Source organism: Mesorhizobium sp. M6A.T.Cr.TU.014.01.1.1, from assembly GCF_004022765.1.
Taxonomy (GTDB): domain Bacteria; phylum Pseudomonadota; class Alphaproteobacteria; order Rhizobiales; family Rhizobiaceae; genus Mesorhizobium; species Mesorhizobium mediterraneum.
Genome location: NZ_RZPG01000004.1, coordinates 287,932 through 303,409 on the forward strand (window position 1 = coordinate 287,932; position 15,478 = coordinate 303,409).

Sequence of the window (15,478 nt, forward strand, 5' to 3'; positions counted from 1 at the left end):
AAAGGGCTTGACACCCTTACGAGAAACAGATGCATCCAACAGCATAATGCAAGAGGCGATACGCGCCGAAACGGCGGCAGGGCCTAGTCCCGGCATGCAGGACAGGAACCATCATGGACGCACGACCGAATTCTCCCGAAGCCCGCGACATCAGCTACCACATGCACGCCTACACCAATGCCCGCAAGCATGAGGAGGCAGGGCCGCTCGTGATCGAGAAGGGCGACGGCATCTATGTCGAGGATCTGGCCGGCAACCGCTACATCGAGGCGATGGCCGGGCTTTGGAGCGTCGCGGTCGGCTTCTCGGAGAAGCGGCTGGTCGATGCGGCGGTGCGCCAGATGTCCAAGCTGCCTTATTATCACGACTTCGGCTCCAAATCGCATTCGCCGCTGATCGATCTCGCCGAGAAGCTGGTGCAGATGGCGCCGGTGCCGATGAGCAAGGCGTATTTCACCAATTCCGGCTCCGAGGCCAACGACACGGCCATGAAGATGATCTGGTACCGGTCGAATGCGCTCGGCCAGCCGGCACGCAAGAAGATCATTAGCCGCATTCGCGGCTATCACGGCGTCACCATCGCCTCGGCAAGCCTGACCGGCCTGCCCAACAATCACATTTCCTTCGACCTGCCGATCGCCAATGTGCTGCACACGTCGACACCGCACCATTGGCGCGAGGCGCTGCCAGGCGAGAGCGAAGAGCAGTTTTCGAGCCGGCTTGCCGACGACTTGGAAAAGCTGATCCTGGCCGAGGGCCCGGAAACCATCGCCGCCTTCTTCGGCGAGCCGATCATGGGCGCCGGCGGCGTCATCGTTCCCCCGGCCGGCTACTGGGAGAAGATACAGGCGGTCCTGTCGAAGTACGACATCCTGATCGTCGCCGACGAGGTCATCTGCGGTTTTGGCCGAACCGGCGAGATGTTCGGTTCGCAGACCTTCGGCATCAGGCCTGACATCATGGTGCTGTCGAAGCAGATCTCTTCCTCCTACCTGCCGATCTCGGCCCTGCTGATCAACGAGAAAATGTTCGAGCCGATTGCCGACGAAAGCAATCGGATCGGCACCTTCGGTCATGGCTTCACCGGCGGCGGCCATCCCGTCGCGGCGGCGGTCGCGCTCGAGAACCTGAAGCTGATCGAGGAGCGCGACCTTGTCGGCAATGCGCGCACGGTCGGCGCGCATATGCAGAAACGGCTGCGCAACCTCGCTTCGCACCCGCTTGTCGGCGAGGTGCGTGGCGTCGGCCTGATCGCGGCGGTCGAACTGGTCGGCGATAAGGTGACCAAGACGCCGTGGGAGACGGCCGGCGCGCTGGGCGGGCTTGTCAACGGCTTCATGCAGCAGAACGGCGTCATCTCGCGCAACATGGGCGACGCGCTGGCCTTCTGCCCGCCGCTGATCATCACCGAGCCCCAGGTCGATCAGATGATCGACGCGTTTGAAAGATCGCTCGAAGCCGCGGTCAAGCAGGTCGGATCACAGAGCTGATCAGGTCGTCCAAAGCCAGAGCTGAATGGGCCTTGGTGATTGGCGAAGCCGAAGCGGTATCCATTCTCCCCCCTTGCGGGGGAGATGTCCGGTAGGACAGAGGGGGGTGTGAAGGATCGCCAACTTTCGACTTCAGCCTTGCCAACCCGAATCAGCTTGAGGGCGCGGCTGCGATCGATTTACAGGTCGGAGGGAAGCACCCCCTCTGCCTGCCGGCATCTCCCCCGCAAGGGGGGAGATCGGCAGCTTCGGCGGCGCCGCCAAGCTCGGTAATTGGTCTGAAGCGATTGCTGGGAACGATTGCCCTGGGCCACACTTGAACATCCGTTGCGCGGGTGCTACGTCGCCCATATCGACAGGGGCGCTCCGTATTGCCGGGGCTGAGATGGTGGGTGCAAGCCTTCGGTCCCTCAAGCTGATCTGGGTAATGCCAGCGGAGCGAGGCGACCATGTTTTCAGGTGCACAGATTTCCCTGTATCCGATGTGCGACGATTTCGTCGGCGTCATCCTTGGGGCGCTTTCGGCGCTCGATCCGTATCGACCGAATTTCCGCATCGAGACCGACGACATCTCGACGCTGATCGTCGGCCCGCCGGAACAGCTTTTCCCGGCCATGCGCGACCTCTTCGCATCGGCGGCGGCGAGTGGCGTGCATTGCGTGTTGTCGGCGACGGTGTCGCGCGGCTGTCCGGGCGAGCCTGACGATCCGATCTGCACACCGATTTCCGGCAGCAGCCACGAGCTGTCCCTGGCCGAGCGCATCGGCGCGGCGCGGGCGCATGTCGATGGTGCGAAAAAACTCGGACAAGAGGTCGCCGCGCAGTTCTCGCTCTATCCGCTCGGCGAGGGCCATCACATGGATGAGATCTACGGCTGCATCGACTTCCTCAAGATTTCGGGCGTCTTCGACAGGTCGAAGAATTTCTGCACGAAGCTGAGAGGCGATGCCGGACCGGTGTTCGCGACGCTGTCGGAAGCCTTCCTTCGCTTCGGCGCGCCGCAAGGCCATGTCGCGCTCGATCTCACTGTGTCGGCGAACAGCCCGAGTCCTTGTTAGGGCGTGTCGATATTCGGGGTGGGCGACGACGTCGATCGGCCGGCCCTCGGCCGCCACCGCGGCGGGATCGCGCTCAGGTGATGTCTCAGTTTAACTTGCGGCTCACGACCCAGCCGACCTTGTGCAGTGCCGACCGCCGTTGATATGCTCGATCATTCCGTCAGCGGGGAAGGATGTTCGATATTTCGCGTCGCGACCTGACACTTGGCGCGGCCGGTGCTCATGCTGCGTTTGGGCTCCACAAGCCGATCACGTTTGTCGACGCGGCCCGCGCTCAACACGCCGTCGCTCAACCTTTCCGAAAATACAAGGTTGGCGACATTGAAGTCTTTTCTCTGATTGATGGCATGCGTGACGTTCCCCTGCGGGAGGGTATGGTCAGGAATGTCAGCGTCGAACAGGTCAAGACGGCGTTGCGTGGTGCCGGTTTTCCCGACAATCAGGCGCCCCTGCGGTTTATCGTCATGGCGCTAAAGCTGCGCGATCAAGTGGTCTTGATCGACTCGGGTACCGGCGGTCATCCGATTTATGGTGAGGGGAACGGCCGGCTATTCGAGAGCATGGCTGCGGCGGGCCTTGACCCCAAGGCAGTCAAGACAATCCTGATCTCCCATCTGCACGGCGACCACATTTATGGCCTCATGAACAATGAGAGCAATGCGCAGGTCTTCCCGGATGCCGACATCGTGGTGCCCGCCGAGGAATTGAAATGGTGGACGCGCCCGGGAGTCGAGTCGATCGATCTCGGACCGACGCGCAAGGGCCTCGCTCAGCGCATTCAGGCTACGGTGGCTACGTGGAAAAACGTCAGGACCTTTGAGGGAGAACCAGAACTCCTACCTGGCGTGCACGCCGTTCAGGCCCCCGGCCATAGCCCGGGAATGGTCGCGCATCTGGTCACCTCGGGCGGCAAACAGCTCCTGATCAGCGCTGACGTGGTCAATCTTGCGCCCCATGTTTCAACAAATCCCGAGTGGCAGCTTGCTATCGACCAGGATCCGCAAATGGCCGTCGAAACGCGAAGGAAGATCTTCGATCGCGCGGTCGCCGACAAGCTCACCATTTCGGGTACTCACTGGTTGATGCCGAACGTCGGCACGTTGTCCAAGGATGGCAACGGCTACGTATTCGCAGCCGACGGGTAATATCACAGTACCCGCTGCCAACTGGACGACGACGGCTGCCGTGCCGGACGAACCGGTCGGCGTCAGACGTCGAACGCAGAACCAAGCGAGAGCGATAATCTTGGCTATCAACGGGTCGCTGCGAGATCCGAAATGGCGTCTGGAACGACCACCAGCTTGCCGACGAAATCCTTGGCGATGAAATCCGCTTGGGCGCGGTGGAAATCGGAGAGCTTGTAGACGCCGCCGACCAGCGGCCGGATCTTCTTGTCTTCGATGTAGCGAACAATACGGCGGAAGTCGTGCCGCGTGCCCTGGCTCGAGCCGTGCAACTGCAACTGCTTGAGATACATGGTGCGCAGATCGAGCTGCACGACCGGGCCGGCAATTGCGCCGGCTGTGGTGTAGCGGCCTTCGGGCCTGAGGATGCGCAGCAGATCGTTGAAGATCGCGCCGCCGACCAGATCGGCAACCACGTCGATCGGCTGGCCGCCGGTTGCCTCATTTACCGCAGCCGGCAGGTCGGCCACACCCCGGATGATCACCGCCTCGGCGCCGATGTCGAGCACGGCCTGTTCCTTGCCCTTGCCGACGACTGCATAGGGGACGGCGCCGCGCGCCCGCGCCAGCTGCACGATGCCGGAGCCGACGCCGCCCGACGCGCCGGTGACCAGCACGCGCTCGCCGGCCTTCAATGCGGCGCGTTCCAGCATCTGCTCGCCGGTGAGATAGGCGCAGCAGAAGGTGGCGAGTTCGACATCGGTCAACTCGGTGTCGACGACATGGGCGTTCTCGGCCGGCACGGTCTGATACTCGGCATAGCCGCCGTCACGGCCGTGGCCCATATAGTCGATGTCGGCGAGTGAATCGTCGTCGCGGTTGTAGATGGAGAAGTCGACCATCACCCGCTCGCCGATACGGTCCGGCGAGACACCATCGCCGACTGAGGCGATGTGGCCGACCGTGTCGGTGCCCTGGATGCGCGGGAAGATCAGCGTGTTGCCCTGACGCCGCCAGGTCGATACGGCGGCAGCATCTTCCTCCGTGCCATAGGCGCCCTGTCGCACCCAGACATCGGTGTTGTTCATGCCGCAAGCGGTGACCTTGATCAGCACTTCGTCAGGCGCGGGCGAGGGCACTTTCACGTCGGTGCGGTAGACGAGCTTTTCCGGTCCGCCGTGACCAGTCAGCTGCACGGCGGCCATGGTGGCGGGGAGGGTTTTGGTCATGGCGTTCATGTCAGTTTTCAGATGTTGGCAAACACGCTCTTCACCGCATCCGCCGTCTTCGACACGACGATGTCGGCCTCTTCGCGCGTCAGGCAGAGCGGCGGCGCGAAGCCGAGAATGTCGCCTTGCGGCATGGCGCGGCCGATGACGCCGCTTGCCGCAAGGGCGGTAGCGACCTGCGGCCCGATCTTCTGCGAGGCGTCGAAGAACACGCGGTCGTCCCGGTCGGCGACGAACTCGATTGCCGCCAGCATGCCGTCGCCGCGGACGTCACCGACATGTTTGTGGCCGCCGACGGCTTTCGTCAGTTCGGCGCGGAAATAGGCGCCGGTCTCGCCGGCGTTGGTCACCAGGTCCATCTCGTCGATCAGCTCGAGATTGGCGACGCCGGCGGCAACGCAGATCGGATGCGCCGAATAGGTCCAGCCATGGCCTATGCTGCCGAGCTTGTCGGAACCCTGCACCAGCACCTGCCAGACCTTGTCTGCGACGATGACGCCCGACAGCGGCGCATAGGCCGAGGTCAGGCCCTTGGCGATGGTGATCAGGTCGGGCTTGATGCCGTAGTGGTCGGAGCCGAACATGGTGCCCAGCCGGCCGAAGCCGGTGACCACTTCGTCGGCGACCAGCAGCACATCGTATTTCTTCAGCACCGCCTGGATCTTTTCCCAGTAGAGGACGGGCGGCGGCACGATGCCGCCGGTGCCGAGGATCGGCTCGCCGATGAAGGCGGCGACCGTGTCCGGGCCCTCGGCCAGGATCATCTCTTCGAGCTTGTCGGCGCAGTGTTGGGAAAACTGTTCCTCGCTCATCGAGCGGTCGGCGCGGCGGAAATAGTAGGGCGCCTCGGTGTGCAGGATCGGCGCACGCGGCAGGTCGAAGGTGTTGTGGAACAGGTCGAGCCCGGTCAGCGAACCGGTCATGACGCCGGAGCCATGATAGCCGCGCCAGCGCGAGATGATCTTCTTCTTCTCCGGCCGGCCGAGCACGTTGTTGTAGTACCAGATCAGCTTGATGTTGGTCTCGTTGGCGTCGGAGCCGGAGAGGCCGAAATAGACCCTCGACATCCCTTGCGGGGCGCGGTCGATGATCATCTTGGAGAGCGTGATCGACGCCTCGGTGCCGTGGCCGACATAGGCATGGTAGTAGGCGAGGTTCTTGGCTTGCGCGGCGATGGCGTCCGCGATTTTCTGGCGGCCATAGCCGACATTGACGCAGTAAAGCCCGGCGAAAGCATCGATGCTCTTGCGCCCATTATTGTCCCAGATGGTGACGCCTTCGCCGCCGGCGATGATGCGGGTCGGGCTCTCGCCGCGCGCGTGGGTGCCCATATGGGTCGAGGGATGGAAGAAGTGGTCGCGGTCCCAAGCGGCGAGTTCGTTGGACTGGTCGAGCATCTTTTTTACTCCTAAGGAAAAGTGTGGGGCGCGGCCTAGGCCACATCCAGGCAGAGGTATTTGAGATCGGTAAAGGCTTCGAGCCCATGGCGCGAGCCCTCGCGGCCGATGCCGGACTGTTTGACGCCGCCGAACGGGATCGGCGCGCCGGTGATCTTGACCCGGTTGATGGCGACCATGCCGTAGTCGAGCGCGCGGCCCATGCGCAACTGGCGGCCGCCGTTCTCGGTGACGACATAGGCGACGAGGCCGTACTCGGTGGCGTTGGCGCGGGCGACGACTTCCTCTTCGCTGTCGAAGGGCGTCAGCGCGGCGACCGGACCAAAAGTTTCCTCGCGCATGATCAGCGCGTCGTCGGTGACATCGGCCAGCAGGGTCGGCTGGTAGAACAGCGGTCCTGCAGAATCGCGTTTGCCGCCGGTGAGGCAGCGTGCGCCATGGGCGAGCGCATCGGCGACCTGCTCCTCGACCTTCTTGACGCCACGCTCGTGCATCAAGGGCCCGATGTCGGTGTCATCGGCCAGGCCATTGCCTGTACGCAACGCGTCGATGCGCCTGGCGAAGGCGGCGCAGAAACGATCGTAGATCGGGCGCTGGACATAGATGCGGTTGGCGGCGAGGCAATCCTGGCCGGACGTGGCGAATTTGGCATCGACGGCTATGGTCACAGCCTTGTCGAGATCGGCGTCGGCAAAGACGATCAGCGGCGCATGACCGCCAAGCTCCATCACCAGCCGCTTCATCGTCGGCGCACTTTGCGCGGCGATCAGCCTGCCGATCTCGGTCGAGCCGGTGAAGCTCATGGCCCGCACGCGAGCGTCCTCGCACATCCGCCCAACGATGGTCGAAGCCTTGCCGGTGAGAACGTTGAAGACGCCTGCCGGCAGGCCGGCGCGTTCGCCGAGTTCGGCCAGCGCCAGTGCCGATAGCGGCGTTTCAGACGAGGGGTGCGCGACGATGGTGCAGCCGGCGGCAAGGGCGGCGGCCGCCTTGCGGGTCAGCATGGCCGCGGGAAAATTCCACGGCGTGACGACGCCGACGACACCAAGCGGCTCGCGCCGCACCATCATCTCGGCGTTCGGCAGATGGCTGGTGACGCTTTCGGCGTTAAGGCGTTTTGCCTCCTCGGCATACCACTCGACGAAAGAGGCGGCGTAGTCGATCTCGCCAAGCGCTTCCCTAAGCGGCTTGCCCTGCTCGAGCGTCATCAAGAGCGCCAGATCCTCTTTGGCAGCGATGATCAGGTCGAACCATTTTCGTAGGATTTTCGAGCGCTCCTGCGGCAAAAGTCCGCGCCAGGCGGGAAAGGCGCGCGATGCCGCGTCGATCGCCTTGCTCGTCTGCCTGCTATCGAGCGCGGCAACCCAGGCAACGGTGGCGCTTGTGGCAGGATCGGTCACCTCGAAGCTCTCGGCGGCCTCACTCGCCGTCCAATGGCCGTCGACATAGGCGAGCTCGCGCAGCAGCCGGCGGTCGGCGAGGCGGTCGAGTGCATCATGGCGGTGTGGGCGGGCAAAATGCGCGGACATGTTCGAGGTCTCCCGATGTCGAGGCGATGTGGAGAGACTATGCGCGCGGTGCAGACAGAGAGACTGTTTCAACGCCGTTGCGTAGAGAGATTGTCTCTATTGCATCGCCCGGGTAGACGATCTCTCTAGCGTTACGACGACACCGGCAGCAGATCCGCCACCGGCAAGGAAATCTCCTCCTTCACCGTCTTGGTGACGATGTAGGTGAAATAGCGATCGATGCCGATCTCGCGTTCGAGCAGCGCGTCTACGAGCCGCTGATAGGCGTCGATGTCGCGCGCCATCACTTTCAGCAGATAGTCGACGCCGCCGCCCACCGACCAGCAGGCAACGATTTCGGGAACGTCGCGGATGACGCGCTCGAAGCGGTCGAAATCGGCTTGTCGGTGGCTGGCCAGCGTCACCTCCATCAGCACGGTGGCGACCGGCGCGACGGCGCGCATCGCAACCTTGGCGTGATAGCCGGAGACGATGCCGGCCTTTTCCAGCTTGCGCAGCCGCATCCAGCACGGCGTCGGCGACAGGCCAACCTTGTCGGCCAGCGCTAGCTTGGTGATGCGCCCGTCGCGCTGAACCGCGTCGAGGATTTTGAGGTCGATCTGATCGAGTTTCAATGCGGCCATGAGCGTCTGCTTTTTTCTTGCCCGACACCATGACGGCGCATTATTTCGATTGTCAATTGCACTGATTTCGATCTCTAATAAGTCATGACATTGTGGCGTCCAGATCCCGCGCTCATCCGGCGGCCGGCCTATCAATCGCTCGCCGACCAGTTTGCGCGTGCGATCCATGACGGGCGGCTGGCCAACGGCGCGCGGCTGCCGACGCATCGCCGGCTGGCCGACGACCTGAAGCTTTCGGTGCAGACGGTCAGTCGCGCCTATGAGGAACTGATCCGCCGGGGCCTGGTTTCCGGCGAGATCGGCCGCGGCAGCTTCGTGCAGACACAGCGCCGCGAGCCGGAGCCGCCATACCTGCCGGAGCGCCTCGGCGAGGTCATCGATCTCTCCATCCTGAAGCCGGTGTGCGAGCCGATGCATCTGGAGCGGCTAAAGCAGGCGCTGGGCTGGCTTGCCGAGAACCTGCCGTCGAGCTCGGCGCTGTCGTTCCGGCCGAACATGGTGTTTCCGCGCCACCGCGCCGTCGCGGTCGACTGGCTGCGGCTCTGCGGTCTCGATGTGTCCGCGCAGAATGTCAGCCTGACCAACGGCGCCACGGCCGGCATGACGGTGGCGCTGATGAGCGTGGCGCCGCCGGGCTCGACCGTCGCCACCGAGGCGATCGGCCATCACACGCTGATCCCGCTGGCGCGCTATCTCGGCTTCAACCTCGAAGGACTGCCGATCGACGACAATGGCGTGATCCCGGAGGCGCTCGACGATGCGTGCCGGTTGTCCGATATCCGCGCCGTATTCGTGCAGCCTTCGGTGATCAACCCGACCGCAACATTGATGGATGCCGCACGGCGCGAGCAGATCGCCGCGGTGGCGCGCAAGCACGACATCGCCATCATCGAGAACGACGTGCTCGGCCCCCTGGTCGAGGGCCGGCCGCCGCCGGTCGCCGCCTTCGCGCCAGAGCGCACGCTCTACGTCACCTCCTTCACCAAGATCGTGGTGCCGGGCCTGCGCATCGGTTACCTCGCGGCGCCCGACCGCTATGTAGCCGCCGTCGCCAACCGGCATCTCGTCTCCAACTGGATGGCGACGCCACTGGTGGCGGAGATCGCCACAAAATGGGTGGCCGACGGCACGGCGATGGAGCTCGTCCGCTGGCAACGTTCGGCGCTGCGGCGGCGGCAGGAGATCGCCGCCGAAGTGCTTGCCGGGGTCGACTACCGTGTCCATCGCGACGGATTGCATCTGTGGCTGCAGCTGCCCGGCGACCGCGCCGAGGAGAGTTTCGTCTCACAGGCCCGTTTGCAGGGCGTGGCGATCGCGCCAGGCACATCCTTCCGCATTTCGCAGGAGCCATGGCAGCCGGCAGTGCGGATCTCGCTGGGCTCGACCACCGAGGGGGAACTGCGCGCCGGCTTGAGCGTTGTCACCAAACTTCTGCTCGGCGATCCGGAGCATCTTCTGCTGGCGATCTAGGCAGACATTGCCGCGAAATTGTGCGGAGTCAGAAACATTGTCATGATATTATTTTCCTGATTGACATGATTTGGCGCGTTCCGCATCGTTGAAGGCACCAGGTTCTCCAGCACGGGGAAATTCATTGTCCGCGCCCATCATCAAGATCGACGGCATTTCGAAAAGCTTCGGCACCTTCAAGGTGCTGGACGGCCTGTCGATGCAGGTCATGCCGCGCGAGAAGCTGGCGCTGATCGGCCCGTCCGGCTCGGGCAAGACGACGATCCTGCGCATCTTGATGACGCTGGAGAGGATCGACAGCGGCCACATCCAGATCGACGGCGAGCAGCTTTACCACATGGAGCGCAACGGCCAGTTGTTGGCCGCCGACGAACGGCATCTGGCAAGAATGCGCCAGAAGATCGGCATGGTTTTCCAGCTGTTCAACCTGTTTCCGCACAAGAGCGTCATCGACAACGTCACACTGGCGCCGATCTTGACCAAGGGCATGCCGCGCGCCGCCGCCGAAAAGCGGGCGATGGAGCTGCTCGACATGGTCGGCATGGCCGACAAGGCCAAAGCGATGCCGGCACAGCTCTCCGGTGGGCAGAAACAGCGCGTGGCGATCGCCCGGGCGCTGGCCCTGCAGCCCAGGATCATGCTGTTCGACGAGGTGACATCGGCGCTCGATCCAGAACTGGTCGAGGAGGTGCTGAACGTCTTATGGCGACTCTGCTCCGAGACCGACATGACCATGCTGCTCGTCACCCACGAAATGGGTTTTGCCCATGATTTCGCCGACCGGGTTTTGTTCTTCGACCGCGGCAAGATTGTCGAGGAAGGCAAGCCCGACGAGATTTTCCGCAATCCCAAGCAGGAGCGTACGCAAGGCTTCCTGAAGAAGATCATCGCGGCCGGACATCGCGTCTGACCGCCATGCCAGAGGCGGTAACGCCGCCTCAAGGGGCGGCGAGGCCGTCGCGACCAAAGCGAACCAAGAAGAGAAGCAAGGAGTTGGGAACAATGAAGAAACTTGGCATTCTGGCCGGCATGGCCGGTGTTGCACTGACCGCGATTCTGGCCGCCTCGACTGCGGGATCGGCCGACGACGGCAAGCTCGAAGAGCTCAAGGCACAGGGCTTCGCCCGCGTCGCCATCGCCAATGAGCCGCCCTATACGGCGGTTGCGGCCGACGGCAAGGTTTCGGGCGCCGCGCCCGATGTGGCGCGCGAGATTTTCAAGCGCCTCGGCGTCGCCGACATCGTCGCCTCGATCTCGGAATATGGCGCCATGATCCCCGGCCTGCAGGCAGGCCGTTTCGACGTCGTCACCGCCGGCCTGTTCATGAAGCCGGAGCGCTGCGCGGCGGTCGTCTACTCGGAGCCGGTGCTGTGCGACGCCGAGGCGATGCTGGTCAAGAAGGGCAATCCGAAGGGCTTCAAGAGCTACGAGGATGTCGCCAAGGATGCCACCGCGACGATCGGGGCGCCGGGCGGCGGCACCGAGGAGAAGCTGGCGCTCACCGCTGGCGTGCCGCGTGACCGCGTCATCGTCGTGCCGGATGGCCAGAGCGGCCTGAAAATGCTGCAGGACGGCCGTATTGACGCCTATTCGCTGCCCGTGCTGTCGATCAACGATCTGGTCAAGAAGGCCAACGATCCGAACCTCGAAGTCGTCGCTCCGGTGGTCGGCGCGCCGGTCTATTGCGACGGCGCGGCGTTCAAGAAGGGCGATGAGGCGCTGCGCGACGCCTATGACGTCGAGCTGGCCAAGCTGAAGCAGTCCGGCGAGTTCGCCAAGATCATCGAGCCTTACGGCTTCTCGGCGGCGGCGGCGATGTCGACGAGCCGCGACAAGCTCTGCTCGGCAAAGTAGGCGCCTTTTTCCTTCTCCCCGTTCACGGGGAGAAGGTGGTCCTAATGCATGTCGCCCAAAAGTGCGCAGCGGTTTTGGGATAACGACATGCACAAACAAGGCCGGATGAGGGACAGCACAAAGTTTTACGAAGCTGGCCCTGCCCCTCATCTGCCTGCCGGTATCTTCTCCCCGTGAACGGGGAGAAGGGGCCAAGACTACCGCCTCGCACAACTGTAAACGTTGGAAACTCTTGACTTCATGACCCAATGGTCCGGCTATTTCGGCCTGATATTGCAGGGAGCGCTGATCACCATCGAGCTGACGCTGATGGGCTCGGTGCTTGCCTTGATCATGGCCTTTCTCGCCGGGCTGGGACGGCTGTCGCGTTTTTTCGCCATTCGGGCGCTGGCCACCGCCTATATCGAATTCTTCCGCGGCACGTCGATTTTCGTGCAGCTGTTCTGGGCCTATTTCGTGCTGCCCTTCATCGGCATTTCGCTGACGCCGCTGCAGGCCGGCGTGCTGGCGCTTGGCCTCAATGTCGGCGCCTATGCGGCGGAGGTGGTGCGCGGCGCCATCCAGTCGATCGGCCGCGAACAGTACGAGGCCTGCACCGCGCTCAATCTCGGCCGCTGGCAAGCCATGCGCCATGTCATCCTGCCGCAGGCGCTGCTGGTCATGCTGCCGACCTTCGGCAACAACGCCATCGAATTGCTCAAGGCCACCGCCGTCGTTTCGCTGATCTCGCTCACCGACCTGACCTTCCAGGCGCAAGTGGTGCGCTCGCAGACCGGCAACACGCTGGTGCCGTTCACCACCATCCTCATCATCTATTTCGTCCTTGCGCTGATCATTTCCTGGGGCGTTCGATCGCTTGAAAGGCGCATGGCGCGCGGCCTCGATGGGGTGCGTGTCTGATGGATCGGGTCTCATAATGGAGTGGGATTGGAATTTCGTTTGGGAGATCATGCCGACGCTGATCCAGGGCGTGAAGATCACCATCCTGGCGACGCTGCTCGGCTCGGTTCTGGCCGCGATCGTGGGGCTGGCCATCGCGCTGGCGCGGCGCTCGCCGAACAAGGGCTTGTCGCGCACCGTCGGCTTCCTCGCCGAGTTCATCCGCGGCACGCCGCTGCTGGTGCAACTCTATTTCATCTTCTACGTGCTGCCGGATATCGGTATCCTGCTGCCGCCGCTGGTGGCGGGCGTCATCGGCCTCGGCCTGCACTACGGCACCTACACGGCCGAAGTCTATCGCGCCGGCATCGAGAATGTGCCGCGCGGCCAGTGGGAAGCCGCCAAGGCCTGCAATCTGAACGCCAGGCAGACCTGGACCCACATCATCATGCCGCAGGCTATTCCGCCGATGATCCCGGCGCTTGCCAACTACTTCATCGCCATGTTCAAGGAGACGCCGCTGCTTTCGGCGATCACCGTGCTGGAACTGATGAACCAGGCTAAGAGCGTCGCCAACACCTATTACCGCTATGTCGAGCCGATGACCTTGGTCGGCGCTTTCTTCCTCGTCATCAGCCTATTCTCGGTCGTGCTGCTGCGCTGGCTGGAACGCCGCTACGGGCGGATCGAAACATGACAGTGGTTCCTGCAATGCCCTTGCTCTACGGCGCCCCCCTCTGTCCTGCCGGACATCTCCCCCACTTGGGGGGAGATTGGCTGTCACCGTTGCTTTCGCCAATTTCCAATGTTGATGAACAGGCGCTGTCAGCGAAGCTGCCGATCTCCCCCCGTGTGGGGGAGATGTCCGGCAGGACAGAGGGGGGCGCCGTAGAGTGCAAACCGTTGGCAAGGAGCGCGTGGTGACCGCTCCTGTCGACATCCGCTTGCACTCGACACGGCCGGCGCTCGACGCGCGTCCGCTGGAGAAGCGCGTCGGCCTGATCATCCTTGCCACCGATCATACGACCGAGCCGGATTTTCGCCGCATGGTGGCGAGCGACCGGGTAGGCGTCTATGTCGCGCGCATCCCCTATGCCAATCCGACGACGCCGGAGAATTTACGCAAGATGCAGCCGTCGCTGACGGCGGGCGCGGCGCTGATCCTGCCCGACGAGCCGCTCGACGCGATCTGCTATTCCTGCACGTCGGCCTCCGTGGTCATCGGCGATGCCGAGATCGAGGCGGCGGTGCAGGCAGCCAAGCCCGGCGTGCCCGTGGTCACACCGCCGATGGCAGGGGTGCGTGGCTTGAAGGCGCTGAGCGCCAGGACGATCAGCATTCTCACGCCCTACACGGTCGAGACCAGCCGGCCGATGGCGGCCTATTTCGCGGCGCACGGTTTCGATATCGCCAGCTTCACATGCCTCGGCTTCGAGGACGACCGCGAGATGGCACGGATTGCGCCAACGTCGCTGGTCGATCTGGCGCGCGAGGCGACCGATGCGCAAGCGGACGCGTTGTTCGTCTCCTGCACGGCGCTGCGGGCCGCGCTTGCCGTGGTCGGCATGGAAGAGGCGATCGGCCGTCCGGTCGTGACCAGCAACCAGGCAACGGCCTGGAACTGCCTGCGGCTTTGCGGCGACGACGAGCCGCGCGCCGAATTCGGCCGTCTGATGACGTTGCCGTTGAATTGATCGCAGAGCAAAGGCCATGACCGCGAACGACGTCACCCTCTCTGATATCCGCGCCGCCCGCGAGCGTATCGCAGGCAAGGTCGAGCGCACACCGATCGTGCTTTCCCCGAGTCTTTCCGGGCAGTTGGGCGCGCCTGTTTATCTCAAGCTCGAACATCGGCAGACCACCGGCAGCTTTAAGCTGCGTGGTGCCTCGAACGCCATCGCGTCGCTGAACACCGAGGAGAAGGCGCGTGGCGTGGTCGCCGCGTCGACCGGCAATCACGGCCGGGCGCTGGCTCATGCGGCGAAGCTCGAAGGCATGCGCGCGACGATCTGCATGTCGCGGCTGGTGCCGCAGAATAAGTTCGACGAAATCCGCCGGCTCGGCGCCGATATCCGCATCGTCGGCAACAGTCAGGACGATGCGCAGCAAGAGGTCGACCGATTGGTCGCGGAAGAGGGACTGGTCATGCTGCCGCCCTTCGATCATCCTGATATCATCGCCGGACAAGGGACGCTTGGGCTCGAGATTATCGAGCAGGTTGCGGATGCCGCTTTGGTGCTGGTGCCGCTGTCAGGCGGTGGGCTGGCGGCGGGTGTCGCCGCTGCCGTGAAGGGTGTAAGCCCGAGCACGAAGGTCATCGGCGTTTCGATGGCGCGCGGTGCGGCGATGAAGGCAAGCCTTGATGCCGGACATCCAGTTTTGGTCGAGGAACTGCCGACGCTGGCGGATTCGCTCGGCGGCGGCATCGGCCTCGACAACCGGCTGACTTTTTCGATGTGCCGCGACCTGCTCGACGATGTGATCCTGCTCAGCGAGGACGAGATCGCCGCCGGCATCCGCCATGCCTATGAACAGGAGCGCGAGATCGTCGAAGGCGCCGGCGCGGTTTGCATCGCCGCCGTGCTTGCCGGCAAGGTCAGGGCGAGCGGCCCCACGGTGCTCATTCTGTCGGGCCGCAACATCGATATGACGCAGCACAGGAAAGTCGTTTGCGGCGAACACGCCTCATTCAAGGAGCACTCGGGATGAAAGTTCTTTCACGTCGAGTTTCTTCCCAAGGATCGCTATCCTTTGCAATTGAGGAGCACGCCGCATGAGCCGGATGACGATACTCACCGAAGCCGAATTGCGCGCGATCGTGAAGC

Annotated in this window: 14 protein-coding genes and 1 riboswitch; of the genes, 10 read left to right on the forward strand and 4 right to left on the reverse strand. The window is 63.5% G+C overall.

Annotated elements, in window-relative coordinates:
• Positions 1-113: 113 nt before the first annotated feature.
• The 3 genes from EN885_RS08075 to EN885_RS08085 all read left to right on the forward strand — a co-directional run bounded on the left by EN885_RS08075 (position 114) and on the right by EN885_RS08085 (position 3,693).
• The gene (locus EN885_RS08075; protein ID WP_128241344.1) at positions 114-1,490 is read left to right on the forward strand and encodes an aspartate aminotransferase family protein; all 1,377 of its coding nucleotides are present in this window, start codon (positions 114-116) and stop codon (positions 1,488-1,490) included.
• A 347-nt stretch (positions 1,491-1,837) separates the two neighbouring features.
• A riboswitch (TPP riboswitch) is annotated at positions 1,838-1,949 on the forward strand.
• Complete coding sequence (locus tag EN885_RS08080) at positions 1,940-2,548, forward strand: YkoF family thiamine/hydroxymethylpyrimidine-binding protein (RefSeq protein ID WP_126105529.1); 609 nt, start codon at positions 1,940-1,942, stop codon at positions 2,546-2,548. (Overlaps the previous riboswitch by 10 nt.)
• A gap of 173 nt (positions 2,549-2,721) precedes the next feature.
• Positions 2,722-3,693 carry an MBL fold metallo-hydrolase gene (locus EN885_RS08085; protein WP_128241343.1) on the forward strand — a complete coding sequence of 324 codons (972 nt, stop codon included), beginning with the start codon at positions 2,722-2,724 and terminating at the stop codon, positions 3,691-3,693.
• Positions 3,694-3,800: 107 nt separating this feature from the next.
• On the opposite strand, the gene EN885_RS08090 is transcribed toward EN885_RS08085, so the two are convergent.
• From EN885_RS08090 to EN885_RS08105, 4 genes are all read right to left on the reverse strand, one after another.
• Entirely contained in the window at positions 3,801-4,910 is a 1,110-nt protein-coding gene (locus tag EN885_RS08090; protein ID WP_128241342.1) for an alcohol dehydrogenase family protein, read from the reverse strand.
• A gap of 8 nt (positions 4,911-4,918) precedes the next feature.
• A complete protein-coding gene (locus EN885_RS08095; protein WP_128241341.1) occupies positions 4,919-6,298 on the reverse strand; it encodes an aspartate aminotransferase family protein in 1,380 nt (459 codons plus the stop codon).
• Between the two features lie 35 nt (positions 6,299-6,333).
• Complete coding sequence (locus tag EN885_RS08100) at positions 6,334-7,827, reverse strand: NAD-dependent succinate-semialdehyde dehydrogenase (protein ID WP_128241340.1); 1,494 nt, start codon at positions 7,825-7,827, stop codon at positions 6,334-6,336.
• Positions 7,828-7,958: 131 nt separating this feature from the next.
• Positions 7,959-8,441 (reverse strand): Lrp/AsnC family transcriptional regulator, encoded by a 483-nt coding sequence (locus EN885_RS08105; RefSeq protein ID WP_164759216.1) that lies wholly within the window; start codon positions 8,439-8,441, stop codon positions 7,959-7,961.
• Between the two features lie 93 nt (positions 8,442-8,534).
• Between EN885_RS08105 and EN885_RS08110 the strand changes: the two genes are divergently transcribed.
• From EN885_RS08110 to eutB, 7 genes are all read left to right on the forward strand, one after another.
• On the forward strand, positions 8,535-9,920 hold the full coding sequence (locus EN885_RS08110) for a PLP-dependent aminotransferase family protein (RefSeq protein WP_128241339.1): 1,386 nt from the start codon (positions 8,535-8,537) through the stop codon (positions 9,918-9,920).
• A gap of 124 nt (positions 9,921-10,044) precedes the next feature.
• Positions 10,045-10,830 (forward strand): ectoine/hydroxyectoine ABC transporter ATP-binding protein EhuA, encoded by a 786-nt coding sequence (gene ehuA, locus EN885_RS08115; RefSeq protein WP_095489141.1) that lies wholly within the window; start codon positions 10,045-10,047, stop codon positions 10,828-10,830.
• 92 nt (positions 10,831-10,922) lie between these two features.
• Entirely contained in the window at positions 10,923-11,774 is an 852-nt protein-coding gene (ehuB, locus tag EN885_RS08120) for an ectoine/hydroxyectoine ABC transporter substrate-binding protein EhuB (protein ID WP_128241338.1), read from the forward strand.
• Positions 11,775-12,014: 240 nt separating this feature from the next.
• Positions 12,015-12,674, forward strand: coding sequence for an ectoine/hydroxyectoine ABC transporter permease subunit EhuC (gene ehuC / locus EN885_RS08125; protein ID WP_126105535.1), 660 nt, complete (start codon positions 12,015-12,017; stop codon positions 12,672-12,674).
• 16 nt (positions 12,675-12,690) lie between these two features.
• Positions 12,691-13,350 (forward strand): ectoine/hydroxyectoine ABC transporter permease subunit EhuD, encoded by a 660-nt coding sequence (gene ehuD / locus EN885_RS08130; protein ID WP_128241337.1) that lies wholly within the window; start codon positions 12,691-12,693, stop codon positions 13,348-13,350.
• A 223-nt stretch (positions 13,351-13,573) separates the two neighbouring features.
• Positions 13,574-14,347 (forward strand): ectoine utilization protein EutA, encoded by a 774-nt coding sequence (eutA, locus tag EN885_RS08140; protein WP_128241336.1) that lies wholly within the window; start codon positions 13,574-13,576, stop codon positions 14,345-14,347.
• A gap of 16 nt (positions 14,348-14,363) precedes the next feature.
• Positions 14,364-15,362 carry a hydroxyectoine utilization dehydratase EutB gene (gene eutB, locus EN885_RS08145; protein ID WP_128241335.1) on the forward strand — a complete coding sequence of 333 codons (999 nt, stop codon included), beginning with the start codon at positions 14,364-14,366 and terminating at the stop codon, positions 15,360-15,362.
• Positions 15,363-15,478: the final 116 nt, after the last annotated feature.

Coding starts and splice junctions, on each gene's coding strand:
- EN885_RS08075 (WP_128241344.1), top strand. CDS start 114: ATGGACGCACGACCGAATTCTCCCGAAGCCCGCGACATCAGCTACCAC.
- EN885_RS08080 (WP_126105529.1), top strand. CDS start 1,940: ATGTTTTCAGGTGCACAGATTTCCCTGTATCCGATGTGCGACGATTTC.
- EN885_RS08085 (WP_128241343.1), top strand. CDS start 2,722: ATGTTCGATATTTCGCGTCGCGACCTGACACTTGGCGCGGCCGGTGCT.
- EN885_RS08090 (WP_128241342.1), bottom strand. CDS start 4,910: ATGAACGCCATGACCAAAACCCTCCCCGCCACCATGGCCGCCGTGCAG.
- EN885_RS08095 (WP_128241341.1), bottom strand. CDS start 6,298: ATGCTCGACCAGTCCAACGAACTCGCCGCTTGGGACCGCGACCACTTC.
- EN885_RS08100 (WP_128241340.1), bottom strand. CDS start 7,827: ATGTCCGCGCATTTTGCCCGCCCACACCGCCATGATGCACTCGACCGC.
- EN885_RS08110 (WP_128241339.1), top strand. CDS start 8,535: ATGACATTGTGGCGTCCAGATCCCGCGCTCATCCGGCGGCCGGCCTAT.
- ehuB (WP_128241338.1), top strand. CDS start 10,923: ATGAAGAAACTTGGCATTCTGGCCGGCATGGCCGGTGTTGCACTGACC.
- ehuC (WP_126105535.1), top strand. CDS start 12,015: ATGACCCAATGGTCCGGCTATTTCGGCCTGATATTGCAGGGAGCGCTG.
- ehuD (WP_128241337.1), top strand. CDS start 12,691: ATGGAGTGGGATTGGAATTTCGTTTGGGAGATCATGCCGACGCTGATC.
- eutB (WP_128241335.1), top strand. CDS start 14,364: ATGACCGCGAACGACGTCACCCTCTCTGATATCCGCGCCGCCCGCGAG.